Below are 26,235 nucleotides of genomic sequence, written 5' to 3'. Positions count from 1 at the left end.
CGTAGTCTGACTCACGCTCGATGGCAGTTTGAGGTCAGCGCGGGGGGCAAGCTCAGCGGTGGATCGCACGCAGTACCTCGTCGAGGGCGGTCTCGCCCGCCGCCAGCCGCGCCAGCGCCGCCTGCGCCAGGCTCTGGGCGCCGGCCTGGCCGAAGGCGTACTCGGCCAGCGTCGCCTCCGGGGCGCGTTCGTGGATCAGGCTGGCCAGGTGGGCGTCGATGGGGATGAACTCGTAAAGGCCCAGGCGCCCGCGATAGCCACTGTGGTCGCAGCTCTCGCAGCCCCGGGGCTCGGCCAGCCGCGGTAAGGTCTCGAGGCCGGGCAGCCACTGGGCGTCGTCGGCGCGGCGTGGGCGCCACTCACTGCAAGCCGGGCACAGCCGGCGTACCAGGCGCTGCGCCATCACCCCCTTGAGACTGGTCGCCAGCAGGAACGGCTCGATGCCCATGTCGCGCAGCCGCGCGATCGCCCCCAGCGCGCTGTTGGTGTGCAAGGTCGAGAGCACCAGGTGGCCGGTCAGGCTCGACTGCACCGCGGTGGCGGCGGTCTCCAGATCGCGGATCTCGCCGATCATGATCACGTCCGGGTCCTGGCGCAGGATGGCGCGCAGGCCGCGGGCGAAGGTGAGCCCGGCGTGAGGGTTGACCGGGGTCTGGCCGATACCCGGAATGGCGTACTCCACCGGGTCCTCGACGGTGAGGATATTGCGGCTGCGGTCGTTGAGCGCATTGAGGCTGGCATAGAGCGTGGTGGTCTTGCCCGAACCGGTGGGCCCGGTGTTGAGCAGGATACCGTTGGGCTGCTGGAGCACCCGGCGATAGCGTTCGAGCACCGCCGGCGGCATGCCCAGGCGGTCGAGGTCGAGCAGCGCGGCGTGCTTGTCGAGCAGACGCATCACCACTCGCTCGCCGTGGATGCCGGGCAGGGTGGAGACACGGATATCGACGTCACGCCCGGCGGCGCGCACCGTGATGCGGCCATCCTGGGGCTGGCGCTTCTCGGCGATGTCGAGCCGCGCCATCACCTTGATCCGCGAGATCAGCACCGGCGCCAGCACCCGCGGCGGCCGCAGCGCCTCGCGCATGGCACCATCCACCCGCAGGCGGATCACCAGTTCGCGCTCGAACGGCTCGACGTGGATGTCCGAGGCGGCCAGGCGCAGGGCCTCGGAGAAGACGCCGTTGATCAGCCGGATCACCGGCGCCTCGTTCTCGCTCTCGAGCAGATCCTCGGCCCGCGGCAGCTCCTGCATCAGGCTGTCGAGGTCGACGTGCTCGGCCAGCCCCTCCAGCAGCGCCGCGTTGTCGGCACGCTCGCCGTCGTGCAGCGCGGCCAGACGCGCCTCGAAGGTATCGCCGTCGAGCCACTCGCAGCCCTCGGCGCGGCCCAGGCGGCGCTGGATATCCTGCAATACCTCAAGCTGCAGCGGCGACGGCGTGTCGCGACACAGCAGGCGGTAGCCATGCTTGCCCGGCGCCAGCGCCACTCCGGCGCGCTTGGCCAGCCGGTAGGGCAGCGGCGCGAGATCGTCGCTGGCGCTGAAGGCCGCGGTCGCGGTCATGGCGCCAGGCTCCCCAGGCGGCTGCGCTGGTCGGGGAAGAAGGTGCTCCAGCGCGGCTGGCCCGGCGTGCTCGGCGCCACACTCGCCATCCCCGGTCCAGACGCCGCCGTGCCGCCGGATGCGCTGCTGGCCGTCTCCCAGGGCGCCAGCGCCTGGTCGTCGTCGAAGCCGGCGAGCAGCTGCTGGGCGCGCATGTAGCGGTACTTGTCGGCGGTGGCGCTGTCCATCTGAGCGGCGTCGCGCAGCACCCGGGCGCGGATGAACACCATCAGGTTGCGCTTCTCCTGCTCGTCGCGGTTGTACTGGAACAGCTTGCCGAGCAGCGGAATGTCGCCCAGCAGCGGTACCTGGGCCGAGCTCGAGTTGCCGGCGTTGCTGATCAGCCCGCCGAGCACCACGATGCCGCCGTCGCGGGTGATCACCGAGGTCTCGATCTCGCGCTTGTTGGTGACCACGTCGGAGGCCTGGACGTTGGGGTCGATCGACGACACCTCCTGAACGATATCCATGCGGATGGTGTTGTCGGAGCTGATCGAGGGGCGGATGCGCAGGCTGACCCCGATGTCCTCGCGCTGGATGATCTGGTAGGGGTTCTCGTTGAAGGTGGTGGAACCGGTGACGAAGGGCACCTCCTGGCCTACCAGGATATAGGCCTGGGCGTTGTCGAGGGTGGTCAGCGAGGGCGTCGACAGCAGATTGGTCTCGCTGTCGCTCTGCAGCGCGCCGAGCAGGGCGGCGAAGCTCACGCCGCTGTCGCTGACCCGGCCGACGCCGGCGCTGACCCCGGTGATGCTGCCGAGCAACTGCGCCAGCTGGCTGGTGTCGTTGCGCGCGGCGGCGCCGGCGATGGCGTTGATCCCCGGCTGGCCGTCGGCGGCGTAGTTGAACCCGCCCACCGGCACGGTGCCGCTGCCGGAGAGATCGCCGAACAGCCACTGCACGCCCAGGCGCTTGGCGCGGGATTCGGTGATCTCGGCGATGATCGCCTCCACCGCCACCTGGGCGCGGCGGATATCGAGCTTCTTGATGATGCTGGCGTAGGCGTCGAGCCGCGCCGGCGGGCCGATCAGCACCAGGGCGTTGGTCGAGGGATGGACGGCGAAGCCGACCGCGTCGTCGCCGCTGCCGAGGGTGCCGGCGAGCGCGGCATTGCGGCTGGTGGCGTCCGGTAGCGCAGGCAGCCCGCCGCGGCTACCCATGCCGCTGCTCGCGCTGGCGAGGCTGCCGCCCTGCAGCGCGCTATAACCACCACCGCCGCCGCCGGCACGCTGCAGTAGCTGCTGAACCTGACTCTGGGGATTGGCACTGCCCGCGTTCTGGGCGCGGTCGCCGGTCAGCCCGCCGAGCACCGAGACCACCGATTCGGCGCTGACGTTGTCGAGATAGATCACCCGGGTGTTGCGCTGCTGCGCCTCGGCCTGGGGCTTGTCCAGCGAGGCGGCGAGCTGGCGCACCCGCGCCAGCCCGGCGGGATCGCCGTAGGCCACTAGAGCATTGGCGCGGGGGTTGGCCACCACCTTCACCTGGCCGCCACCCTCGCGCTGCATCAGCGTATCCAGGGTGCCGGCGAGTTCGTCGGCGGCGGCGTGCTCGAGCGGCAGTACCGCGGCCTGGAGATCGCGCTGGCGGTCCAGGCGTTCGGCCAGTTGGGTCAGCCGGCGCAGGTTGTCGCGCCAGTCGGTGACCACCACCAGGTGGCTCTCCGGCCACGGCGTGACCGTACCCACCTGGCTGTCGACCAGCGGCTGCAGCACGCCGGCCAGGGTGGCGGCGTCGAGGTTGCGCGTGGCGATCACGCTGGTGGCGACATTGGCCCCCTGGGCATTGTCGCCGAGCGGCAGCGGCTGGGTGCGCGAGGCCTGGGCCGGCACGATGCGCACCTGGCCGTCGGCGAGCGGTACCGTGGCGTAGCCGTTGATCTGCAGTTCGTTCTGGAACAGACGGTAAAGCTCGTCGGCGCTCAGCCGACGCTGGCTGGTCAACGAGATGTTGCCCTGCACCCGCGGGTCGACGATGAAGGCGTGGCCGGTGATCCGCCCCACGCTGTCGATGAATTCGCGCAGGCTGGTCTGCTGGAAGTCGACGTCGTAGCGCGGCGTGGCGTCCGTCGTCGTGGCGCTGGTGTCATCCGTGGGCGCCTGGGGCTGTGACTGGGCCAGGGCCGGGGTCGGGAGCAGCAGGGCCAGCAGCAGCGTGACCACCAGTCGATAGGGCAGGGGCCTCATGGGGATGACTCCGAAAGCGTGGATGAAACGGCGGCCGGTGTGCCCGGCTCGACGCGGACGATGGCCCCGCGTGGCGGGGCGTCAGGCTCGGGCCAGGCCAGGCGCTCCAGGCGCCCGCCGCGCGAGAGCACCACGCCTTCGCTATCGATACGCGCCAGGCTGATGCCCGGGGCGATGCGATCCCCCGGCATCAGCGCGCGCTGGCCGTCCGGGGTCGCCAGCACCACCAGCGAGTTCGCGCCCTGGCTCAGCGCCCGGCCGACCACCTGGTAGGGCAGGTCGGTGAGCGGGATGCGTCGGTCCGCCATGGTGGCCTGCGGCTGCCAGGCGGCGGGCAGCGGTGGCAGCGCGGCGGGGTCGAGAATGAAGGATGTCGATGCCGCGACGGGGGCCGCGGGGGCCAGCAGACGCGCCATGCCGCTCAGCGCCTGTGCCGCCAGCCACGCCAGCAGACACAGCGCCAGCCACCGGGTAGTGACACTCAGCCAGGCCGGGGGCGTCATACGCTCAGGCGCGCCTGCGGATGCCAGCCGGGATGGCCCTCGACGTAGCGCGCCTCGACGCTCGGCGGCGTGGGAGCCGGCGGCGTGCCGCCGTGGTCGCCGAGATAGCGCTCCAGGCGCTGCCACAGCGGTTCGCCGCCGGCCTGGGGGCGGGCGCTGAAGCTGCGCCAGGTGAGCCCCGCTGGCAGCGCGTCGAGATGCGCACGTTCTCCCGCGGCGGCGCCGTAGTCGAGACCCCAACGGGTCGCCGAGAGGCGTGGCAGGTCGCGGCTGTCATTGAGAATCAGCGGCAGGCCCAGACTGCTGTCCAGCGCGCGTTCGAGCAGGCGCTTCAGCGCGCCGGGGTCCGGCGTGAGATCGACGACCCGCGCCGGATGGCCGCCGCTCAGGCGCCACAGATGATCGCGGGTGATCGTTTCGTCGGGGGCCAGCAGGGTATCGTGGCGCAGCCCCGGGAGCAGCGCGCGGGTGGCGTCGCTATCCGCGCTGAGGGCGGCGGCGATCAGGCCGTCCCAGCTGCCACCGACGCTGTCGCGGCGCCACAGCCAGCCGGGGGCACTGCCCAGCGGGCGGTCGAGCCAGCCGGCGTAGGGCGCGCGCAGGGCGTCGAAGCGCGCCTGCAGCTCGCCAGCCGCGGCGTCCGGGGTGACGTCGTTGCGCTGGAACTCGGCGTCGATCTGCCAGCCGCTCCGGGTGCTGCGGCAACTGAGATGGAAGAAGCCGCTGGCGTGGCTGCCGGGCAGACACAGCGGCACCGGGGCGCCGTGGGGGTTGTCCACCGCGATCAGCGCGGGCCAGAAATCCTGACCGCGGGCGGCCAGCACCAGATCGACCCGCGGCAGGCGTCCGGCCAGCCAGCGTGCGGTGGCGCTGCCGGTATCGGCCAATAGCACCACCAGATCGGCGCCTTCGGCGGCCTTGGCCACGCTCTCGGCCAGAGCCTGGTACCACCGATCGAGCGGGCGGGTTTCATCCAGGGCGTTGGGGTCGCTGGCGCCGACCACCGCCACCCGTACGCCGTCGCGCTCGAAGCGGGTCGCCGCGCTGACGCCGGCGGGCGGCGCGGCCAGATTGCCCAGCACCGGGCGCGCGTAGTCGCGGTAGAGCGCCGGGGCACGCTGCGGCCAGAGCACGCGCTCGTCGCTGCTGACCCGGGCATCGCTGGCGAGCAGACGGCTGGCGGCGACGCCGGCGCTGCCGTTGGCGAGATGCCCCAGGCCGCTGCCGCTCCAGCACTGGCCGTTCTCCAGCGTCAGGGTGCGCTCGGCGCCGAGTTCACGCCGCAGCCGCGCGAGCTGGGCGGCCAGGCCGCCATAGCCGGCGGTATGGCGCCGCGCGGCGCGGTGTGGGGTATAGAGGTCGGCCCATGCGGCGCCAGCGCTGCCGGCCAGCGTGGTCACGCCGTCCGCGGTGGCCCAGGGGGCGGCCCCGAGCAGCTCCGCCGGGCCGAGATAGGTGGCGGGGGCGACGATGCGCGTGGGTCCGAGACACTCCAGGGTATCGGCGAGATAGAGCAGCTCGACCTGGCGTCCGGGTGTCGAGGCGCGCGCGGCGCCTGTCAGCGGCGTGGCGCAGCCGCTCAGCACGCCACCCACACCGGCACCGAGCCCCGCGCCCAGTAGGGCGCCGATCAAGCGGCGGCGGGCCGGGTCGGGTCGCCGGCCACCGGTGGCCTGAGCTTCAATGGCTGGGGCATTGATGGCCGGGGCGTCGATGGCCGGAGCATTGATAGAGAGGGGATCGGTCATGGGGCTCCCGCGAATGATCCAACGCGGCGCACGGTCTTCGCCGCCGCCGGACTCGGCATCCTAATGACTGGGAGATGACGGTTTCGTGACCGTGGAGCGGGCGCGGCGCTGCCGCCAAGTCGTCATGGGGTTGTCACGTTGCTGCTCTAAGTTGCCTCCGGGTAACGCAGCCCGGTGACCGCATTCACCGGGACGCCAAGTGGCCGGCGGCGCGCATCGCCGGCTCGGGCGCCATGGCATCAGTCGACCGTCATTAGTGGATCACTCACAGAGAGGGGACACCCCATGAGCAAGGAAATCGAGGATCATCGCGTTCTCAACCAGAGCACCAACGAGCCGTTCTCGTCGGTACTCTCCCGCCGTGTCTCGCGTCGCGGCATCATGCAGGGGGGCGCCGGGCTGGCCGCCATGGGCCTGCTCGGGGGCTTCGGTCTGGCCGGTTGCAGCAGCGACGATAGCAACGACAACGGCAGCGCCGGCGGCGGCTCTTCAGAAGCCACGCCGCTGGCGCTGGCGTTCGCCTCGATTCGCGGTTCGCGCACCAATGGGGTGGTGGTGCCCGAAGGCTATGTCGCCCAGGTGGTGATCCCCTGGGGGACGCCGCTCGACAACAGCGTCGGCGCCTGGTCGGCCGATCTGCGCGTGACGCCCGACTACCAGGCGGCCAGCGTGGGCATGAACCACGACGGCATGCACAACTTCGCGCTGAGCGAAGAGAGCGCCTCGCGCGAATTCATCATGGCGCTCAACAACGAATACATCGACCAGGGTGCGCTGTGGGCGCCTCAGGGTGGCCCGACCAATGCCGATAAAGGCGCGCGCCCGGCCGACGAGGTGCGCACCGAGATCAACGCCCACGGCGTGACCCTGGTCAAGCTGATGCTCGATGCCAACGGCCAGTGGCGTGAAGAGCGCGGCTCGCGCTACAACCGTCGTATCACCTCGGCCACGCCGATCGAACTCGCCGGCCCGGTGCGCGGCAGCGACTACGTGGTCACCGCCTACTCCACCAACGGCACCCGCACCCGCGGCACCAACAACAACTGCGCCAACGGCTACACCCCCTGGGGCACCTACCTCACCTGTGAGGAGAACTGGCCCGAGGTCTTCACCAAGTCGAGCGACCGTTATCCTGACGACGAGCGCCTGGGCCTGCCCGAGGGCCGCGGGCGCTACGGCTGGGAGACCGCCCAGGGCGGCACCAACGGTGAATTCGCACGCTTCAATGCCACGCCGAGCGCGGCTTCCGCCGCCGGCGACTACCGCAACGAGCCGCGCACCTTCGGCTACGTGGTGGAGATCGACCCCTACGGCAACACCGCCAGCGTGGGCACCGAGGCTGCCGCGCTCAAGCGCACCCATATCGGCCGCTTCCGCCACGAGGGCTGCTGGCCGGGCAAGGTGATCGAGGGCGAGCCGGTGGTGTTCTACTCCGGCCACGATTCGCGCAACGAGTACATCTACAAGTTCGTCTCCAAGGCCAAGTGGGACCCCCAGGACGCCAATCGCCCGGGCCAGGACTACGACCGCCTGGCGATCGGCTCCAAGTACCTCGATGAGGGCACTCTCTACGTGGCGCGCTTCAACGCCGATGGCAGCGGCGACTGGCTGCCGCTGACCCCGGACGCCACCACCCAGAACGGGCGGCCGCTGTGGCAGGCGCTCAATCTGGCCAACGAGCGCGATCTCGCCGGGGTCATCATCAACACCTGTGACGCCGCCGACTTCATGGGCGCGACGCCGATGGACCGCCCCGAGTGGGGCACCGTCGACCCCTCCTCGGGCGAGGTCTACATGACTCTCACCAACAACTCCAAGCGCACCGCCGAGGGCACCGCCGCCACCTACACCAACGGGGGCAGCGACATCGAGGCGCTCGGCGTGGGCTACGCCACGGCCCCGGTCAACGCCGCCAACCCGCGGCCCGACAACGAGGGCGGCCAGGTCATTCGCTGGCGCGAGCCGTCGCCGGCTGGCACCAACTTCGAGTGGGAAGTGTTCGTGTTCGGCGCCGCCGAGAATGATCCCGACAACTTCTCGGGGCTCACCGAGCTCAACCAGTTCGCCAGCCCCGATGGCCTGTGGTACGACGATCGCGGCGATGGCCGCGGCATTCTGTGGATCGAGACCGACAACGGCTACGAGGGTGTCACCGACTACACCAACGACCAGGTGCTGGCGGTGGTGCCGGGCAACGTCAGCCGCGGCCCGGGGGACAAGGCGGTGATCGATGCCGCCGACCAGGCCCAGCTCAAGCGCTTCGCCGTCGGTCCCAACGGCTGCGAAGTGACCGGTATCTTCGCCACGCCGGACAAGACCTCGCTGTTCATCAACATCCAGCACCCGGGCAACTGGCCGGCCGATCCTGACGCCAACGTGCAGGATGCCACGGTCGCCATTCCGGAGTCGGGCAGCGTGCGCGCGCGTGCCGCCACCGTGGTGATCCGCAAGCGTGATGGCGGCGAGATCGCGGTCTGATCTGCGGAGATACCGTCACGCAACTCGCTCGTCGTTCGAGCCCAGGGCCGCGCACTGCGCGGCCCTTTTTCGTTCAGGGCGCGCATTCAGCGTGACCCGATGGTCCGGGGAGGCGGGATCTGAGTGCTCGCGACGCGAGCAGCAGCGGAGAGGAACGGCGGCGCCAGAACACACACCTGATGACACAGACGTGGCGACACCGACGTGAGAACACAGGCGGATCGATCTGACGAGCGGTAGAGATGATCGATGGTGCTGGATCGGGCGAGGGCTGAGCGCCCATTGCCAACCCCGCCCCCTGGCGCCGGATAAGCCGACTTCGGCTATCGGCTGTGACAGGCTTGCCGAGTGGCTGGCTGGCGGACGCGTTGTGGCAGGCCGGTCGCCGCGCCGGCGGGCGCGGCGACTGTCGTCTCAGGCCTGGCTGGCGTAAGCGTAGAGCAGGGTTTCCTGGGCGCTGATCGGCTCGGCGTCTCCACTCTCCTGCAGGTGGTACTGGCCCTCGCTGTCGAGCACCCAGCTCTGGCAGTTGTCGAGCAGGTAGGTGTCGAGATCCTTGCGCACCTGCTGGGCGACCTTCTTGTCGAGCAGCGGGAAACAGGTCTCGACGCGGTGGAACATGTTGCGCTCCATGGCGTCGGCGCTGGAGCACCACACCTCGTGGGCACCGTCGTTGCTGAAGTAGTAGACCCGGGTGTGTTCGAGGAAGCGGCCGATGATCGAGCGCACGCTGATGTTCTCGGAGATGCCCGGGACGCCGGGGCGCAGGCAGCACATGCCGCGGATGATCAGATCGCAGCGCACGCCAGCCTGGGAGGCGCGGTAGAGGGCGCGGATCAGCTTGGGCTCGGTGATGGCGTTGCACTTGATCACCAGGCGCGCCTTCTTGCCGCTCTCGGCCAGCTTGGCCTCGCGCTCGATCATCGCCACCAGGGTGTCGTGGAGGGTGAAGGGCGCGTGCAGCAGGGTATTGATCTTGCGCGGCTTGCCCATGCCGGAGAGCTGCTGGAAGACGCGGTGGACGTCCTCGCAGAGCGCCTCGTTGGCGGTCATCAGGCTGTAGTCGGTGTAGAGCTTGGCGGTCTTGGCGTGGTAGTTGCCGGTGCCGAGGTGGGCGTAGTGGCGCAGCTCACCCTTCTCGCGGCGCACGATATGCATCATCTTGGCGTGGGTCTTGTAGGCCATCACCCCGTAGATGACGATGGCGCCGGCCTCCTGCAGGCGCGAGGCCAGCGCCAGGTTGTCGGCCTCGTCGAAGCGTGCCCGCAGCTCGATCACCACGGTCACTTCCTTGCCGCCACGCGCCGCTTCTACCAGGGCGCTGACGATCGAGGAGTCGGCGCCGGTGCGGTAGAGCGTCTGCTTGATCGCCATCACGTCGCTGTCGCGGGCGGCCTGGCGCAGCAGCTCCTCGACCGGGGTGAACGACTGGAACGGGTGGTGCAGCAGGATATCGCCCTGGCTGATCATCGAGAACAGATTGACGTCGCCACGCACCTGCTTGGGCAGCCCCGGGGTGAAGGAGCGGTAGCGCAGGTCGGGGCGCTGGACGTCATCCAGCACCGACATCAGCCGGGTCAGGTTGACCGGCCCGTTGACCCGATAGAGATCCGCCTCGCCGAGCTCGAACTGCTTGAGCAGGAAGTCGATCAGGTTGTCCGGGCAGTTGTCGGCCACCTCCAGACGCACGCCGCTGCCGTAGCGCCGCGCCAAGAGCTCGCCGCGCAGCGCCGAGGCCAGGTCCGAGACCTCTTCCGGATCGACCGAGAGATCGGCGTTGCGGGTCAGGCGGAACTGATAGCAGCCCTCCACCTCCATGCCCGGGAACACCTCATGGGCATGGGCGTGGATCATCGACGACAGGAACACATAATCGGTGAAGCCCGCCTCGCACAGCGCTTCGGGCAGGCGGATCAGGCGCGGCAGCGAGCGCGGCGCGGGCAGGATCGCAAGCCCCCCCTCGCGGCCGAAGGCGTCGGTGCCGTCGAGTTCGACGATGAAGTTGAGGCTCTTGTTGACCAGCCGCGGGAAGGGGTGCGAGGGGTCCAGCCCGATCGGGCTGATCACCGGCGCGATCTCCTCCTCGAAGTAGTCGGCGACCCAGGCCGCCTGGGCCGGCGTCCACTGTGAACGGCGGCGGAAGCGGATGTTCTGCTCCTCCAGCGCCGGCACCAGAGCGTCGTTGAGAATATGGTACTGGCGGTCGACCTGCTCGTGGGCGATGCGCGAGATCTCTTCCAGCGTGCGCGCCGGGGGCAGGCCGTCGGCGCCCACCTCTTCGTTGGCCAGCGCCAGCTGGTGCTTGAGGCCGGCGACCCGGATCTCGAAGAACTCGTCCAGATTGGAGGAGAAGATCAGCAGGAACATCAGCCGGTTGAGCAGCGGATGCGAGGGGTCCAGCGACTGCTCGAGCACGCGGATATTGAACTGCAGGTGCGACAGCTCGCGGTTGAAATAGAGCGTGGGGTCGCTCAGGTCCGCCTGTGGCGAGGGGGTCGCCTTGGCATGGATGCCCTTGCGGGTGCGGTTGACCCGCAGGGGCGGCGAACTGCCGTCGTCGACCAGCCCGGCGGGGCTGGCGAGTTCTCGACCTGGGCCGGGCGTGTCCTGGGTGTCCGTCATCGACTGCTCTCCACAATGATGTCCCGCACCCGGGCGGACGCGCCCGCGGTGGTCAGGCGTTGATTAGTTGCGCTGCGCGCTTGGCGAAATAGGTGAGAATGCCGTCGGCACCGGCCCGCTTGAAGCAGGTGAGCGACTCCAGGATCACGCTGTCGGCGTCGAGCCAGCCCTTCTCGAAGGCGGCCATGTGCATCGCGTATTCGCCGCTCACCTGATACACGAATGTCGGCACGCCGAAGGATTCCTTGACCCGCTGGACCACGTCCAGATAGGGCATGCCCGGCTTGACCATCACCATGTCGGCACCCTCCTGGATGTCGAGGGCGGTCTCGTGGAGCGCCTCGTTGGTGTTGGCCGGGTCCATCTGGTAGCTGAACTTGTCGGCCTTACCCAGATTGCCGCTGGAGCCGATGGCGTCGCGGAAGGGGCCGTAGTACTTCGAGGCGTACTTGGCCGAGTAGGCCATGATCTGGGTCTCGTGGAGCCCTTCACGCTCGAAGGTGGCGCGAATCTCGCCGATGCGGCCATCCATCATGTCGGACGGCGAGATCACGTCGGCGCCGGCCTCGGCGTGGGACAGCGCCTGCTTGATCAGCGCCTCGATGGTGCGATCGTTCTGCAGGTAGCCGTGCTCGTCGGGAATGCCGTCCTGGCCGTGGGTGGTGTAGGGGTCGAGCGCCACGTCGGTGATGATGCCGAGCTCGGGGAAGCGCTCGCGCAGCGCGCGGATGGCGCGCTGGATGACCCCGTCCGGATTCCAAGCCTCGGCACCGTCGGCGCTCTTCTTCTCCGGCGGGGTGAACGGAAACAGGTCGATCGCCGGAATTCCCAGCGCCACCAGCTCTTCGGTTTCGCGCAGCAGCTCGTCGATCGATAGCCGCTCGACGCCGGGCATCGAGGGGACCGCCTCGCGGCGATTCTCGCCGTCGAGCACGAACACCGGCAGGATCAGATCGTCCGTGGTCAGGGCCGACTCCCGCGCCAGGCGGCGGGAGAACTCACGCTTGCGCAGTCGACGCATCCGGGTGGCGGGGTACTGACGGGACAGAGAATGACGCATGGGAATCTCCACAGAAGCGACGAGACGGGTGTGACACCGCCCCGCGACGCCGAAGGCAACGCTATCAGCGTCGAATGACAAAACGATGACATGAGCATCATGGGGTCTGCCCAGTATAACAACCCTGTGCCGGACAGGGCGGAGAGAACCGGGCGGAGAGAATGAAACGGAGAGAACGGGGTGGAGAGAAGTAAACGGAGAGAGCGGCCGCGCGGGACTCATCGGCCACGGCCATCGAGTCCCGGGCGGTGATCGGACCGCCAGGTCGGCGCTAGGCGTCTGCGTCGACGTGGGCGCGGCGCCGGCGTACCAGGCGTGCGAACACAATGCCGACTTCGAACAGCAGCCACATCGGCACCGCCAGCAGGCTCTGCGAGATGACGTCCGGCGGGGTCAGCAGCATGCCGACGACGAAGCAGATCAGGATCACGTAGGGACGCTTCTTGGTCAGGCTCTTGACGTCGGTGATGCCGGTCCAGATCAGCAGAAAGGTGGCGATGGGGATCTCGAACGCCACGCCGAAGGCGAAGAACATCTTCAGCACGAAATTGAGATAGGCGTTGATGTCCGTCATCACCTGCACGTCCTGCGGGCCGGTGTGGACAAAGAAGCTGAACAGCAGCGGAAACACCACGTAGTAGGCGAAGGCCGCGCCGCAATAGAACAGCACGATGCTCGATGCCAGCAGCGGAAAGGCGATGGCCTTCTCGTGGCGGTAGAGCCCCGGGGCGATAAAGGCCCAGGCCTGATACAGGATCACCGGTACGGCGGCGAAGATCGAGACCACCATGGTGAGCTTGAACGGCGCCAGGAACGGCGAGGTCACCTCGGTGGCGATCATGCGCGAGCCCGCCGGCAGCAACGCGATCAACGGCTCGGCGACAAAACGGTAGATATCGTTGGAGAAGGCGTAGAGCACGGCGAAGATGGCGATCACCACGATCACCGCCTTCATCAGGCGCGAGCGCAGTTCGATGAGATGCTCGATCAGCGGGGCCTGCGGCTGCTCTTCCTCCGGTGGGCGTGAGGCGTCACTCATCGGCTACTCGAATCCTTGTCCTCGGTACCGCTCGCCGGCGGGTGCGGTTCGTCCGCGGCTGGCGGCGAGGGATCGGCGGGTCTCGGCGAATCGGCCGGGGGCATCGCGGCGTCGGCCGGCGTCGAATCGGTTGCTGTGGCAAGTGCCGTACCGGGGCGGGCTTCGTCGCTGCTGCGGTGAGCTGTACCGCTGTCGAGGGACTTCTCGACCGCGTGACGAGCCCGGCCCACGCCCTCGTCGAGCTGGCGCTGGCCCTGCTCGACCTCCTGCCTGACCCGGCCGACCCCTTCGTCGAGCTTGCGCTGCTGCTCGGCGAGTTTCTGACGCAGCTCTTCCGCCTCCAGCTGGGAGGTGATCTCGCGCTGCATGTTGGTGACGCTGCGGCGAATGCGGCCGATCCACAGCCCGGCGGTGCGGGCGGCGATAGGCAGGCGCTCCGGCCCCAGCACCAGCAGGCCGACGATGCCGATCAGCAGCAGTTCGAAAAAGCCGATATCGAACATCGCCGCTTACTTGCGCTCGGCCTTGTCGTCGGCGCCCGACTTGATCTCGTCGCTATCGAAGCGGCTGTCCTGGGACGCCTGCTGGGAGTGGTCGATGCGCTGCTGAGAGGTGCTGTCCGCCTTCTCCTTGTCGTCCTCGTCGTGCATCGCTTTCTTGAACCCCTTCACCGCGCCGCCCAGATCGCTGCCGACGTTGCGCAGTTTCTTGGTGCCGAAGATCAAGATGATGATCCCGAGCACGATCAGCAGCTGCCAGATACTGATACCACCCAACATAACCTTACTCCTTGAGGCGTGCGCCGAGGCGCTTACACGATTGATGCTTGATAGAGCTTACCGGCTTGGCTGCCGCGCCGCCTTCTCGTCCAGGCCGGAGACGCCGAAGCGTCGAGCCAGCTCGTCGAGCACGGCACGATGGTCGACCTCCAGATGCGAGAGCATGACCAGACTGTGGAACCACAGATCGGCGACTTCACCGACGAGTGCCTGCCGACTCTGCTCATCATCGGCCTTGACGTCCTTGGCGGCAAGCAGCGTCTCGGTGGCCTCTTCGCCCACCTTCTCCAGGATCTTGTTGAGACCCCGGTGATGAAGCTGTGCGACGTAGGAGCTTTGCGGGTCGGCGTCACGGCGCTCGGCGAGCACGGCGGCCAATCGTTCGAGAGTATCACTCATGAGATGACAATCCTGAGTCTGAATAAGCGGTTCGCAGGCGCGGCCGCCGTGGGCGGCCCGCGCTCAGCGCCAGGCGAGCAGCGCCACCCCCAGCACGGCGGCGACCACCACCGGCCACGGCTGCTGTTCGGCCCAGCCGAGCATCGGCTGCCAGCCCAGCGCCAGCGCCAGCATCAAGAGCCCCAGGCGCAGCCGTCGGGCGCGCGCGCTGGCACGTTCGAAGCGCTGCTGCAGGCCACTCAGCGCGGCGGTCTGCTGGCGCCGCTGGCGGCGCTGCTCGTCGCGCTCGGAGAGCGCCTGATGCGCCAGCACCGGCAGCTCCGGCAACTGATGGGCCAACTCCGGGGCGTGCTTCTTGAGCGTCTCCCAGAAGCCCTTGGGACCGGCACGCTCGCGCATCCAGCGCTCGAGGTAGGGCCGCGCGGTGCTCCACAGATCGAGATCCGGATAGAGCTGGCGCCCCAGCCCTTCGATATTGAGCAGGGTCTTCTGCAGCAGCACCAGCTGCGGCTGCACCTCCATGTGGAAGCGCCGCGCGGTCTGGAACAGGCCCAGCAGCACCTGGCCGAAGGAGATGTCCTTGAGCGGCTTCTCCAGGATCGGCTCGCACACCGCACGGATCGCCGAGGCGAACTCGTTGGCCCGGGTACCTTCGCCGACCCAGCCGGACTCGATGTGCAGCACCGCCACCTCGTAGTAGTCCTGGCGGAAGAAGGCCAGCAGGTTGCGCGCCAGGTAGTCCTGGTCTTCCCGGGTGAGACTGCCGACGATGCCGCAGTCGATGGCGATATAGCGCGGCTCGGTGGGGTTCTCGCGGGAGACGAAGATGTTGCCGGGGTGCATGTCGGCGTGGAAGAAGTTGTCGCGGAACACCTGGGTGAAGAAGATCTCCACGCCGCGCTCGGCGAGCTTCTTGAGATCGGTGCCCTGGGCCTTGAGCGCCTCCACGTCGGCCACCGGAATGCCCTCGATGCGCTCCTGTACCATCACCTGACGATGGGTCAGCGACCAGTAGATGCTGGGCACGTAGAGCAGCGGTGAGCTCTGGAAGTTGCGCTTGAGCTGCGAGGTGTTGGCCGCCTCCTTGTTGAGGTCGAGCTCGTCGAACAGCGTCGCTTCGTAGTCCTCGACCACCTCGACCGGGCGCAGACGGCGCGCCTCCGGCACCCGGCGCAGCAGCCGAGCGAAGGTATAGAGCAGGCCGATGTCCTCGCGCATGGTGCGCTCGATACCCGGACGGATGATCTTGACCACCACCCGCTCGCCGCTGTGCAGCTCGGCGGCATGTACCTGGGCGATCGAGGCCGAGGCCATGGGCTCGGTATCGAAGCTGGCAAAGGCCTCGGCGACCGGCTTGCCCAGCTCCTTCTCGACCATGGCGCGGGCGGTCTCGCCGGGGAACGGCGGCACCTGGTCCTGCAGCCGCTTGAGCTCGTCGGCGATGTCCGGCGGCAGCAGATCGCGCCGGGTCGAGAGCATCTGGCCGAACTTGACGAAGATCGGCCCCAACGACTCCAGCGCCAGCCGCAGCCGCTCGCCGCGGGTGTGGCTGCCGGTGGGGATGAGCCGCGCCGGAGCGAAGCGCCACAGCCAGCGCAGCACCGGCGGCAGGCGCTCCTGGGGCACCAGGGTATCGAGACGGTAGCGTGAGACGGTCCAGGCGATACGCAAAAGCCGCAGACTCATGGGCGCGGCTCCTGTGCGGCACTGGCCGTGTGTTGGCGCTCGAGACGGGTGACCCGTGCCGAGAGCCGATCGACGCGCAGCCGCAGTGCGCTCAGAGCATCACGCGCAACCTCGAGCTGATCCTGCCCGGCCATCAGCCGCGCTTCCTCGAACAGATACTCGCGCCAGTCCTGCCGCCACTCGCCGGCGCTGGCTCGCGCCTGGCGGGTCAGGTAGCCGAGCGCGCGGGCCAGGCCGTGGGCCGGTGTGGCGCCGAGGGCCTGGGCCAGCGCGCCCTCCCAGTCGAGGTCGAGATCGAGCAGCAGCGCCTGTAGTGGCGCCAGCATGCCGGTATCGCCGCTAACGTCGAGATCGCCGTTGAACAGCAGCCGTTCCAGCGAATCGCCGGCGACCCAGCGCTCGAGCACGCGACGGTCGACGCCGATCACCAGGTCGTCGTGCTGCTGCCAGTCGCTGACACGGGAGAGGCGTATGCCGGTGTCGGTGAAGCTCACCCGCAGCGCCAGCGGCGGTGCCTTGCTCACCAGGCGCAGGCTGCGGCCGTCAAGGGCGCGCAGGCGCGCAGGCGTCGCCGGATCCCGCGCCAGCAGACGCGCGATGGCCCGCTCCGCGGCCACCAGCGTGAAGTTGTCGACCACGCCAGCCATGCTCAGAGCTTGATGCCGCGGTGCAGGGCGACGATGCCCCCGGTCATGTTGGTGTACTCGACGCGTTCGAGTCCGGCGGCCTGCATCATGCCCTTGAGCGTCTCCTGGTCCGGGTGCATGCGGATCGACTCGGCCAGATAGCGGTAGCTGTCGGCGTCGTTGGCGACCAGCCGCCCGACCTGCGGCAGTACCCGGAACGAGTACTGGTCGTAGGCCTTGGAGAGCAGGCCGTTGACCGGCTTGGAGAACTCCAGCACCAGCAGGCGCCCGCCGGGCTTAAGCACGCGGGTCATCGAACGCAGCGCGGCGTCCTTGTCGGTGACGTTGCGCAGGCCGAAGGCGATGGTGATGCAGTGAAAACTGTTGTCGGGGAACGGCAGACTCTCGGCGTTGGCCTGCACGTACTCGACGTTGTCACCGACGCCGCTGTCGATCAGCTTGTCGCGCCCGACCCGCAGCATCGAGGCGTTGATATCGGCCAATACCACTCGGCCGCTGGGGCCGACACGCTTGGCGAACTGGCGCGTCAGGTCGCCGGTGCCGCCGGCGATATCGAGCACCCGGTGGCCGGCACGGACGCCGCTGCGTTCCAGGGTGAGATGTTTCCACAGCCGATGGATACCCAACGACATCAGGTCGTTCATCACGTCGTAGCGCGCGGCCACCGAATGGAAGACGTCCGCCACCCGGGCGGCCTTCTCCTCGACTGCGACCTGCTCGTAGCCGAAGTCGGTCGTGCGCTTGTCCATGTGCTTCTCCCCGAAAAGACGCTGTAGATCGCTGCGCGAACGCCGTCGACGGCGGCCGCGGCGAGGGCAGGCGGGTCGAGTCTTCGCTGACTCGGTCGATGGTGCATTGTAGCGTCTGGCCCGGGCCTTGTCTTTGCGCCGCGGCGCCGCGCCTTCACACCTGATGGATCTGGATCGTGCTCGGCTCGCGCGAGGCCCCGGCCTGTGCCAGCCGCGCCAGGTAGTCGGCCCAGCGTGCCTCCTGCTGGGTCGCCAGCTCGTAAAGGTAGTCCCAGGTATAGAGGCCGCTGTCGTGGCCGTCGTCGAAGTGCAGCTTGAGCGCATAGCGCCCGGCCTGAGTGACGTCGAGCAGCCCGACGTGGCGCTTGCCGGTCTGTAGTACCGCTTCGCTGGGGTGGTGTCCCTGGACCTCGGCCGAGGGCGAGTAGACCCGCAGCAGCTCGATCGCCAGGCGGTAGCTGCTGCCGTCGGCATAGCCGAGTTCGAGCTCACGGTTACGCTTGTGGTAGTGCACACGGGTGGGGACGGGGGCGGACATGGCGAAACCTCCTGGCGCGGGGCAGGCGCCGATGGGAAGAAAGCGAGCGGCGCGATGCACGACGCCCGCAGGCTCCGAGACGTCGCAGGCCATAAAACGCCTTTCACAACCGCTAGAAGACGTGGGCCCATCCGGTGGCAGGGCGTCGCGAGGGCGCTGTGAACCCCTCCCTGGGCGCTACCTTTGCCATCCCTGGCAAAGGACCCTCGCTGTACCCTGCCCCCGGTGCCCATCGTCAGAGGGTCTGGAAATAGGCGCTATGTGTATCGAGTCCAGCGGGCGTCGAGACCAGCGTCATGATCGCCTCCGCGGGCACGCGCTTGGCATGCCCGCGGCGCTCGGGATTACAGAATATAGCGCGACAGATCCTCGTCCACCGCCAGCTCGCCGAGCTGGGCGTCGACGTAGGCGCCATCCACCACCAAGGGGCTTGCGAAGTCGCCGCCCTGGTAGGAGGCCTCCTCGAGCAGCCGCTCCATCACCGTGTGCAGGCGGCGTGCGCCGATGTTCTCGGTGCCGTCGTTGACCTGCCAGGCGATCTCGGCGATCCGCGCGATGCCGTCTTCGGTGAACTGCACCTCCAGCCCTTCGGTGCCGAGCAGTGCCTGATACTGCTTGGTCAGCGCCGCCGAGGGCTCGGTCAGGATGCGCTTGAAGTCGTCCGGGGTCAGGGCGGTGAGTTCGACCCGGATCGGCAGGCGCCCCTGCAGCTCGGGGATCAGGTCCGACGGCTTGGAGAGGTGGAAGGCGCCGGAGGCGATGAACAGGATATGATCGGTGCGCACCATGCCGTGCTTGGTGGAGACGGTGGAGCCCTCGATCAGCGGCAGCAGGTCACGCTGCACGCCCTCGCGGGAGACATCGCCGCCGCTGCCGCCGGACTCGCCGCGCTTGGCGACCTTGTCGATCTCGTCGAGGAACACGATGCCGTTCTGCTCCACCGCTTCCAGCGCGCGCTGCTTGATCTCCTCTTCGTTGACCAGCTTGGCGGCTTCCTCGTCCTGCAGCAGCTTCCACGCCTCCTTGACCGTGACCCGGCGGCTCTCGGTCTTCTGCTTGCCCATGTTGGCGAACAGGCTCTGCAGCTGGTTGGTCATCTCCTCCATACCCGGCGGGGTCATGATGTCGATGCCCTGGCTCGCCGGGGTGACCTCGATATCGATCTCCTTGTCGTCGAGCTGGCCTTCGCGCAGTTTCTTGCGGAATACCTGGCGCGTGCCGGAGTCGTCGCGGCCGCTGTCGTACTCGCTGCCCCGGGGGCGCGGCAGCAGGGCGTCGAGAATGCGCTCCTCGGCGGCATCCTGGGCCTTGTTGCGGACCTCGGTCTTGGCCTGCTCGCGCACCATCTTGATCGACATTTCCATCAGGTCGCGCACGATCGACTCGACGTCGCGGCCGACGTAGCCGACCTCGGTGAACTTGGTCGCCTCGACCTTGAGGAAGGGGGCGCCGGCGAGCTTGGCCAGGCGTCGCGCGATCTCGGTCTTGCCCACGCCGGTGGGGCCGATCATCAGAATGTTCTTGGGCACGATCTCGCCGCGCATGTCGGCGTCCAGGCGCATGCGGCGCCAGCGATTGCGCAGGGCGATCGCCACCGCGCGCTTGGCGTCGTGCTGGCCGATGATGTACTGGTCCAGCGAATGGACGATCTCGCGTGGGGTCATCGCCGACTGGGTGTCGGTCGGTGCCGGGAGGGCGTTCTGGGTATCCTGGGTCATGGCACTCGCTCTCGTCACAGCTCTTCGAGCGTGATGTGGTGATTGGTGAAGACGCAGATGTCGGCGGCGATGTTGAGCGACTTCTCGGTGATGTCGCGGGCGCCGAGCTCGGTGTTCTCGAGCAGTGCGCGGGCCGAGGCCTGGGCGAAGTGCCCGCCGGAGCCGATGGCGATGATGCCGCGCTCCGGTTCGACCACGTCGCCGTTGCCGGTGATGATCAGCGAGGCGCTCTTGTCGGCCACCGCCAGCATTGCTTCGAGGCGGCGCAGGGCACGGTCGGTACGCCACTCCTTGGCCAGCTCCACCGCGGCCTTGGTCAGGTGGCCCTGGTACTTCTCGAGCTGGGCCTCGAAGCGTTCGAACAGGGTGAAGGCGTCGGCGGTGCCGCCGGCGAAACCGGCCAGCACCTGGCCACGATAGAGCCGGCGGACCTTGCTGGCGTTGCCCTTCATCACCGTGTTGCCCAGCGATACCTGGCCATCTCCCGCCAGCGCGACCTGGTCGCCACGGCGCACGGATACGATTGTGGTCATCAAGCTACTCCTTGTGGCGCGCCATCGGGAGCCGATCTGAAACGATCCGCCGCGACCGCTGTGGGTCGGGCGGCCGGCAACCACCCGACGGCGCCGAAAAAGACGCGCGGCATCGCGAGATCGCGATGCGCCGTGCTGGCAGAGGTGCGGGCAGTCGGTACGGAAATCAAGCGAGGCGGGCTATCTAAGGTGACAGGCCGTCGATCTCGGCGGTGCAGGAAACACGCGGCTATACAGGAAACACGCGGCTATGCAGGAAGCGCGGGGCAACGCTGTGAGGGGTGGGCGAAAGCGTCGGCGCCTGCCCGGATCGGTGTGAGTGACCGATCCGGGCAGGCGAGCGCACCGTTTCTCAGGCAGTGCTTAGAGGGTGTTTACAAATTCGGCGAGCGAAGGCAAGACAAGGCAAAATCGGTCGAAAAAGCGGAGTTTACACGGGGTAAATGAGCATTTTGAGACCGATTTTAACGCCGTATTGGCGAGCGCAGACAGTTTGTAAACACCCTCTTAGTTCTGCAGCCGGATCATCAGCGGCTCGATACCCTGTGTCACCATCAGATCCTGGGCCCGATTGAGCTCGCGGGTATCGCGATAGGGGCCGACCTGGACCCGGTGCCAGATCTGGTTGCCGTTGGCGCGCACGTCGGTGATCTTGGCCAGCAGACCGAAATCCTTGAGCCGGTTGGCGAGCCGTTCGGCATCGGCGATATCGCGGAACGATGCCGCCTGCAGCATGTAGCTGCCGGTCGCGGCGGGCTGCTTGGTCTGGTTGGCGGCGTCGTCGGCCGCCGCCTCCTGGCTGGCCTTGGCGCTGGCCTCGGGGCTGCTGCTACTGCCACTGCTGCTGTTCGGCGCGATCACCTCGGTTTCCGGCAGCAGGGTGTAGAACTCGAAGGTGGGCGTGGCCGGCTGGGCGCTGCTGGTGCCCGCCTTGCCGCTTTCGCTGCTGCCGCCGCCGCTGGCCGCGCTGCTGCTCGACTGGCTGGCCGGCTTGGGCACCACCGCGGCCACCGGCTCCGGCGAGGTGTGGTCGAGATACTGCGACAGTGCGAAACCGCCGATCAGGCCGGCGATCGCCCACAGCCAGCCGGGGATACCGCTGACCCCCTGGCTATTGCCTGAACTGCGCGCGCGGGCGCGGGTGGTCGCGCCCTTGGGCGCGGCACGTGAGTTCTGCGCGGGGCGTCTGGCCATCCTCTACATCTCCTCGGGAGCACTGACGCCGAGCAGCGCCAATCCATTGCTGATCACCTGGCGCGCGGCCAGACCCAGGGCCAGGCGCGCGTTGCGCAGTCCGGCATCGTCGACCATGACTTTCTGGGCGTTGTAGCAGGTGTGGAAATCGCTCGCCAGATCGATCAGGTACTGGGCGATCTGGTGCGGCTCGCGGGCCTCGGCGGCGCGCTCCACGGTGTCGGGATAGCGCGCCAGGCGGTTCATCAGCGCCTTCTCCTGCTCGGCGTCGAGACGCTCCAGATTGGCCATGGCGGTGGCGTGGTCGAACGCCAGGCCATCGCGCTCGGCCTTGCGCAGCACGCTGCAGACCCGGGCGTGGGCATACTGGATGTAGTAGACCGGGTTGTCGTTGGTCTGCGAACGGGCCAGATCGATATCGAAGGTGAGCTGCGAATCGGCGCGGCGCGCGGCGAGGAAATAGCGCGTGGCGTCACGCCCGACCTCGTCGATCAGATCGCGCAGGGTGACATAGCTGCCGGCGCGCTTGGAGAGCTTGACCTCGACCCCGGAGCGGGTCACCAGCACCATCTGGTGCAGCACGTAGTCGGGCCAGCCCTGGGGGATGCCGACCTCGAGCGCCTGCAGCCCGGCGCGCACCCGGGTCACCGTGGAGTGGTGGTCGGCGCCCTGCTCGTCGATCACCCGGGTGAAGCCGCGTTGCCACTTGTTGTGGTGGTAGGCGACATCGGGCACAAAGTAGGTGTAGCTGCCGTCGGACTTGCGCATCACCCGGTCCTTGTCGTCACCGAATGCAGTGGTGCGCAGCCACAGGGCGCCATCGGCCTCGTAGGTGTGGCCGTTGGCGATCAGTTGCTCGACCGTCTCCTCCACCCGGCCCTCGGCGTAGAGCGAGGATTCGAGGAAGTAGACGTCGAACTCGACCTCGAACGCCTTGAGGTCGAGATCCTGCTCGCGGCGCAGGTAGGCCACGGCGAAGGCGCGGATCGCCGCTTCGTCCTCGGGGTCGGCGGCAGCGGTCACCTCGCGATCGTCGGCGGTCACCGTCTCGCCGGCCAGGTAGGCCTTGGCCACATCGGCGATATAGTCACCGCGATAGCCGTCCGCCGGCCACTCGGCATCCTCCGGGGTGAGGCCGTGGACGCGTGCCTTGACCGAGCGCATCAGGTTGTCGATCTGGGCCCCGGCGTCGTTGTAGTAGAACTCCGAGGTGACATCGTAACCGGTGGCCTCGAGCAGACGGCTCAAGCAGTCGCCGATCGCCGCGCCACGGCCGTGGCCGACGTGCAGCGGGCCGGTGGGGTTGGCCGAGACGAACTCCACCTGCACCTTCTCGCCGCCACCCTTGAGGCTGCGACCGAAGGTGTCGCCGGCGTCGAGGATGGCGCTGACCACGCCGGCGATGGCGTCGGTGGCGGCGAAGAAGTTGATGAACCCGGGCCCGGCGATCTCCACCTGACGCACGGCGTCGCTCGCCGGCAGCGCCGCGACCAGCTTGTCGGCCAGCTCGCGCGGCTTGAGGCCGGCCGGCTTGGCCAGCACCAGGGCGAGGTTGGTGGCGTAGTCGCCGTGGGCCTTGTCGCGGGCCGGGTCGACCTTGATCGCCGGGCTGACGTCGGCCGGCAGCTCGCCGCGCTGTTTGAGTGCCGCGACGGCGTCGTCGAGCAGTTGGATGATCGTCTCTTTCATGGCCTGCTTCGTAGTCGTGGGGCCTGTCGCCCGGGGCATGGTCACCCGAGCTTGGCGCGGGTAAAAGGCCGCCATTATCGATGATTGCGCACGGGCTTTAAACCCTGATGCGCCGGCCATCGGCGAGATGTCGAGCGAATACGCGGCCGCTCAGCTCAGGCTCATCGGGTCGACATCCAGTGACCAGCGCACCCGGCGCGAGCTCTCCTGCTCCAGTCGCGCGACCAGCCAGGCGGCGGCCTCGTGCAGCGCGCTGCGGCGCTCGGCGCTCAGCATCAGCTGGACATGGTAGCGGTTCTGGCGCCGCTCCATGGGTGCCGGCACCGGCCCCAGGGCGTGCACCGGCGAGCCGTGTGTGGCTAGCCACTCGCGCAGCGCTTCGCCGGCGGCCTCGGCGGTGGCCTGGGCGTCGGCCTCCTTGACCGCCTCGAAGCGTGCCAGCGCGAGGTGACGATAGGGCGGCAGCGCGGCCAGGCGACGCTCTTCCAGCAGCTGGTAGGCGAGGGCGTCGTAGCCGCTGTCTGCCAGCAGGCGCAGGTTGGGGTCGTCCGGGTGCAGCGTCTGTACCAGCACGCGGCCGGGACGCTCGGCGCGCCCGGCGCGCCCGGCGACCTGGATCAGCAGCTGGGCGCTCTGCTCCAGGGCGCGAAAATCGCTGGCATAGAGCCCGGCGTCGGCGTTGACCACCACCACCAGCGTGACATGCGGCAGATGGTGGCCCTTGGCCAGCATCTGGGTGCCGACCAGCAGGCTCGGCTCGCCGCGGCGGATCTCGCCGAGCACCTGATCGAGTGCCTCCTTGCGCCGGGTGCTGTCGCGATCGATGCGATAGATCGGCGTCTTGGGGAAGAGTGTCGTCAGCGTCTCCTCGGTGCGCTCGGTACCGGCGCCCAGGGGGCGCAGGTCGGCGCTGCCGCAGCTGGGGCAGGCGTCCGGCTGCGGCTGCTGGTGCTCGCAGTGGTGGCACACCAGGCGTGGCGGTTGGCGATGCAAGGTGAGACGTGAGTCGCAATGACTGCATTCGGCGATCCAGCCGCACTGATGACAGGCCAGCGAGGGCGAGAAGCCGCGCCGATTGATGAACACCAGCACCTGCCCCTCCGCCGCCAGGGCCTGGCGGATCGCCTCGATCACCGGCGGGATCAGCCCGCCCTGGCGCACGCGGCCGCGCAGATCGGTCAGCTCCAGCCGCGCCGGGGCGTGGCGGCTGGCGCGGGTGGTCAGGCGCAGATGGCGGTAGCGCCCGCTGCGCGCCTGGGCCAGGCTCTCCAGTGACGGCGTGGCGCTGCCCAGCAGGATCGGGATGCCCTCGCGGTGGGCGCGGGCGATGGCGAGATCGCGGGCGTGGTAGCGCAGGCCATCCTGCTGCTTGAACGAGCCGTCGTGCTCCTCGTCGACGATGATCGCACCGGGCCGCGCCAGCGGGGTGAAGATCGCCGAGCGGGTGCCGATGATCACCGGCGCGCGGCCGCTGCGCGCGGCCTCCCAGGCGTCCAGGCGCTCGAGGTCGGTGAGCCCGGAGTGCAGCGCCACCACCGGCACCCGGAAACGCTTGCGAAAGCGCGCCAGGGTCTGCGGGGTGAGGCCGATCTCCGGCACCAGCACCAGCGCCTGCTTGCCCTGGCCGAGCACGGCTTCGATCAGTTGTAGATAGACCTCGGTCTTGCCGCTGCCGGTGACGCCGTGGAGCAGGCAGGGGTGGTAGCGATCGAGCCCTTCGTGCAGGGCCGCCAGGGCCGCCGCCTGCTCGCGGTTGAGGGTCAGTGCCGGGGTCGCCAGCAGCGGCCCGGAGGGCGCCGCCGATGCGGTCAGCGGCTCTTCGTGGCAACTGACCAGGCCGCGCCGGGCCAGGCCCTGGAGCTGGGCCCGGGTGAAGCCCTGGGCGCTGACTGCGCTGGTGACCAGGCCGTGGCGATGCTGGGCGAGCAGCGTGACCAGCTCGCGCTGGCGCGGCGCGCGGGCGAGCTGTTCCAGTGCCGTCGCCTCCGGGGTCTCCAGGCGCCAGCGTTCGCGGGTGCGCGCTTCCAGCGGGCGCCCTTGGCGCAGGGGGCCCGGCAGGGCGTTGTGCAGGGTGTCGCCCAGCGCATGCTGGTAGTAGCGCGCGGTGAATTCGCACAGCCACAGCCAGTCCGCCGGCAGCGGTTCGGCATCGAGGCAGGCGACGATCGGCTTGAGCTGGCCCTGCGGCAAATCGCTCTCGGCGGCGCAGGCGATGACGATGCCCACCAGCTCGCGGCGCCCGAAGGGGACCTTGACTCGGATGCCCGCGCGCCAGCCGCCGGCAGGCGGGGCACCGGCGGGGCGGTAGTCGAACAGCCGGCGCAGCGGGGTGGGTACGGCGACCCGCAGCACGCGCGCCTGCGTGGCCGGCGCTGCGGCGTCGGGCTTGAAATCTGCCAATTGGCCTCCATCCAGAACAGTGCTAGAATGCTGCGCCTTCCGACGTAGGGTGCGTCTTTTATCCGAGGTGGCGCCGCCGGGCAAGTCCGGTGCCGCGAAACTTCGGGATTCCAGGCGTTCCGGTCGCGCGGGAGTCAACCGCTAATCCCTATCCGTGTACGGTGCCTGGCAAACGATCAGGTGGCGGTACACTGCCAGCGAGGCTTCACGATGAAACAGGCTATTCACCCCGAATACAAGAAGGTCACCGCGACTTGCTCCTGCGGTGCGACTCACAGCGTCGGTACCACGGCGAGCGAAGATTTCCATATCGACGTCTGCTCCCAGTGCCACCCGTTCTACACCGGCAAGCAGAAGCAGGCGACCACCGGTGGCCGCGTCGAGCGCTTCAACAAGCGCTTCGGTGCTGCCGTGCGTCGCGGCTGAACGACGCCACGCCGAGCGCTCGCGCTCGGCCCGGTCGCTGACCGCAAACGTCGCTGACCGACAGCAATGCCCCGGCCCTGGCCGGGGCATTGTCGTTCTGGCCCACCTGTCTTGCCTGGCTCTACTCGTCCCTGGCTCGATCCGCGTCTCTTCGCAGGCGTTGTCTCTCTGCTTGGCTTTGCGCCTCTCACCTCCCTTCTTCTTGCCCTTCTGTGTAGCGCCCTTTGCCGGTGCCGACGCA

At 68.6% G+C, this 26,235-nt stretch carries 21 protein-coding genes; 2 read left to right on the top strand and 19 right to left on the bottom strand.

Going from position 1 to position 26,235, the window contains the following annotated elements:
* Window positions 1-52: 52 nt before the first annotated feature.
* Genes J0A90_RS07285 through J0A90_RS07270 form a run of 4 tightly spaced genes read right to left on the bottom strand, consistent with a single transcriptional unit; the run spans window position 53 to window position 6,037 of the window.
* Window positions 53-1,561: a GspE/PulE family protein gene (locus tag J0A90_RS07285; RefSeq protein ID WP_207033116.1), complete on the bottom strand. Its 1,509-nt coding sequence runs from the start codon at window positions 1,559-1,561 to the stop codon at window positions 53-55.
* Window positions 1,558-3,786, bottom strand: a complete 2,229-nt coding sequence (gspD, locus tag J0A90_RS07280) for a type II secretion system secretin GspD (RefSeq protein WP_207033114.1) — start codon at window positions 3,784-3,786, stop codon at window positions 1,558-1,560. The genes J0A90_RS07285 and gspD overlap by 4 nt, the downstream gene beginning before the upstream one ends.
* Window positions 3,783-4,289 (bottom strand): hypothetical protein, encoded by a 507-nt coding sequence (locus tag J0A90_RS07275; RefSeq protein ID WP_207033112.1) that lies wholly within the window; start codon window positions 4,287-4,289, stop codon window positions 3,783-3,785. Before J0A90_RS07275 ends, gspD begins: the two co-directional genes overlap by 4 nt.
* Window positions 4,286-6,037: a hypothetical protein gene (locus J0A90_RS07270; protein ID WP_207033111.1), complete on the bottom strand. Its 1,752-nt coding sequence runs from the start codon at window positions 6,035-6,037 to the stop codon at window positions 4,286-4,288. The genes J0A90_RS07275 and J0A90_RS07270 overlap by 4 nt, the downstream gene beginning before the upstream one ends.
* Window positions 6,038-6,322: 285 nt before the next feature.
* Here J0A90_RS07270 and J0A90_RS07265 point away from each other — a divergent pair, with 285 nt between their 5' ends.
* On the top strand, window positions 6,323-8,515 hold the full coding sequence (locus tag J0A90_RS07265) for a PhoX family phosphatase (RefSeq protein ID WP_207033109.1): 2,193 nt from the start codon (window positions 6,323-6,325) through the stop codon (window positions 8,513-8,515).
* A 414-nt stretch (window positions 8,516-8,929) separates the two neighbouring features.
* Here the strand turns inward: J0A90_RS07265 and ppk1 are convergent, their stop codons facing one another.
* The 15 genes from ppk1 to J0A90_RS07190 all read right to left on the bottom strand — a co-directional run bounded on the left by ppk1 (window position 8,930) and on the right by J0A90_RS07190 (window position 25,568).
* Window positions 8,930-11,137 (bottom strand): polyphosphate kinase 1, encoded by a 2,208-nt coding sequence (gene ppk1 / locus J0A90_RS07260; protein ID WP_233076583.1) that lies wholly within the window; start codon window positions 11,135-11,137, stop codon window positions 8,930-8,932.
* Between the two features lie 52 nt (window positions 11,138-11,189).
* Complete coding sequence (gene hemB / locus J0A90_RS07255) at window positions 11,190-12,197, bottom strand: porphobilinogen synthase (protein ID WP_207033107.1); 1,008 nt, start codon at window positions 12,195-12,197, stop codon at window positions 11,190-11,192.
* A gap of 271 nt (window positions 12,198-12,468) precedes the next feature.
* Window positions 12,469-13,236: a twin-arginine translocase subunit TatC gene (tatC, locus tag J0A90_RS07250; RefSeq protein WP_207033105.1), complete on the bottom strand. Its 768-nt coding sequence runs from the start codon at window positions 13,234-13,236 to the stop codon at window positions 12,469-12,471.
* Complete coding sequence (tatB, locus tag J0A90_RS07245; protein ID WP_207033103.1) at window positions 13,233-13,739, bottom strand: Sec-independent protein translocase protein TatB; 507 nt, start codon at window positions 13,737-13,739, stop codon at window positions 13,233-13,235. The genes tatC and tatB overlap by 4 nt, the downstream gene beginning before the upstream one ends.
* 6 nt (window positions 13,740-13,745) lie before the next feature.
* On the bottom strand, window positions 13,746-14,015 hold the full coding sequence (tatA, locus tag J0A90_RS07240; protein WP_035475688.1) for a Sec-independent protein translocase subunit TatA: 270 nt from the start codon (window positions 14,013-14,015) through the stop codon (window positions 13,746-13,748).
* A gap of 57 nt (window positions 14,016-14,072) precedes the next feature.
* Entirely contained in the window at window positions 14,073-14,414 is a 342-nt protein-coding gene (locus tag J0A90_RS07235; RefSeq protein WP_035475685.1) for a phosphoribosyl-ATP diphosphatase, read from the bottom strand.
* 63 nt (window positions 14,415-14,477) lie between these two features.
* Complete coding sequence (gene ubiB, locus J0A90_RS07230) at window positions 14,478-16,100, bottom strand: ubiquinone biosynthesis regulatory protein kinase UbiB (RefSeq protein ID WP_207033101.1); 1,623 nt, start codon at window positions 16,098-16,100, stop codon at window positions 14,478-14,480.
* The gene (locus tag J0A90_RS07225; RefSeq protein ID WP_207033099.1) at window positions 16,097-16,747 is read right to left on the bottom strand and encodes an SCP2 domain-containing protein; all 651 of its coding nucleotides are present in this window, start codon (window positions 16,745-16,747) and stop codon (window positions 16,097-16,099) included. Before J0A90_RS07225 ends, ubiB begins: the two co-directional genes overlap by 4 nt.
* 2 nt (window positions 16,748-16,749) lie before the next feature.
* Window positions 16,750-17,496 carry a bifunctional demethylmenaquinone methyltransferase/2-methoxy-6-polyprenyl-1,4-benzoquinol methylase UbiE gene (gene ubiE / locus J0A90_RS07220; RefSeq protein ID WP_035475680.1) on the bottom strand — a complete coding sequence of 249 codons (747 nt, stop codon included), beginning with the start codon at window positions 17,494-17,496 and terminating at the stop codon, window positions 16,750-16,752.
* Between the two features lie 154 nt (window positions 17,497-17,650).
* On the bottom strand, window positions 17,651-18,034 hold the full coding sequence (locus J0A90_RS07215) for a gamma-butyrobetaine hydroxylase-like domain-containing protein (RefSeq protein ID WP_207033097.1): 384 nt from the start codon (window positions 18,032-18,034) through the stop codon (window positions 17,651-17,653).
* Window positions 18,035-18,378: 344 nt separating this feature from the next.
* Entirely contained in the window at window positions 18,379-19,752 is a 1,374-nt protein-coding gene (hslU, locus tag J0A90_RS07210) for an ATP-dependent protease ATPase subunit HslU (protein ID WP_051896335.1), read from the bottom strand.
* Between the two features lie 14 nt (window positions 19,753-19,766).
* The gene (gene hslV / locus J0A90_RS07205) at window positions 19,767-20,285 is read right to left on the bottom strand and encodes an ATP-dependent protease subunit HslV (RefSeq protein WP_035475675.1); all 519 of its coding nucleotides are present in this window, start codon (window positions 20,283-20,285) and stop codon (window positions 19,767-19,769) included.
* Between the two features lie 507 nt (window positions 20,286-20,792).
* Entirely contained in the window at window positions 20,793-21,479 is a 687-nt protein-coding gene (locus J0A90_RS07200) for an SPOR domain-containing protein (RefSeq protein WP_233076581.1), read from the bottom strand.
* 3 nt (window positions 21,480-21,482) lie between these two features.
* Window positions 21,483-23,168 (bottom strand): arginine--tRNA ligase, encoded by a 1,686-nt coding sequence (gene argS, locus J0A90_RS07195; RefSeq protein WP_207033095.1) that lies wholly within the window; start codon window positions 23,166-23,168, stop codon window positions 21,483-21,485.
* A 150-nt stretch (window positions 23,169-23,318) separates the two neighbouring features.
* Window positions 23,319-25,568 carry a primosomal protein N' gene (locus J0A90_RS07190; protein WP_207033093.1) on the bottom strand — a complete coding sequence of 750 codons (2,250 nt, stop codon included), beginning with the start codon at window positions 25,566-25,568 and terminating at the stop codon, window positions 23,319-23,321.
* A 210-nt stretch (window positions 25,569-25,778) separates the two neighbouring features.
* Between J0A90_RS07190 and rpmE the strand changes: the two genes are divergently transcribed.
* Window positions 25,779-25,994: a 50S ribosomal protein L31 gene (rpmE, locus tag J0A90_RS07185; RefSeq protein ID WP_035475666.1), complete on the top strand. Its 216-nt coding sequence runs from the start codon at window positions 25,779-25,781 to the stop codon at window positions 25,992-25,994.
* Window positions 25,995-26,235: the final 241 nt, after the last annotated feature.

The organism is Salinicola sp. DM10 (assembly GCF_017306975.2).
Taxonomy (GTDB): Bacteria; Pseudomonadota; Gammaproteobacteria; order Pseudomonadales; family Halomonadaceae; genus Salinicola.
The sequence above is the reverse complement of the archived record's forward strand: the minus strand, read 5'-3'. Positions and strand labels throughout refer to the sequence as shown.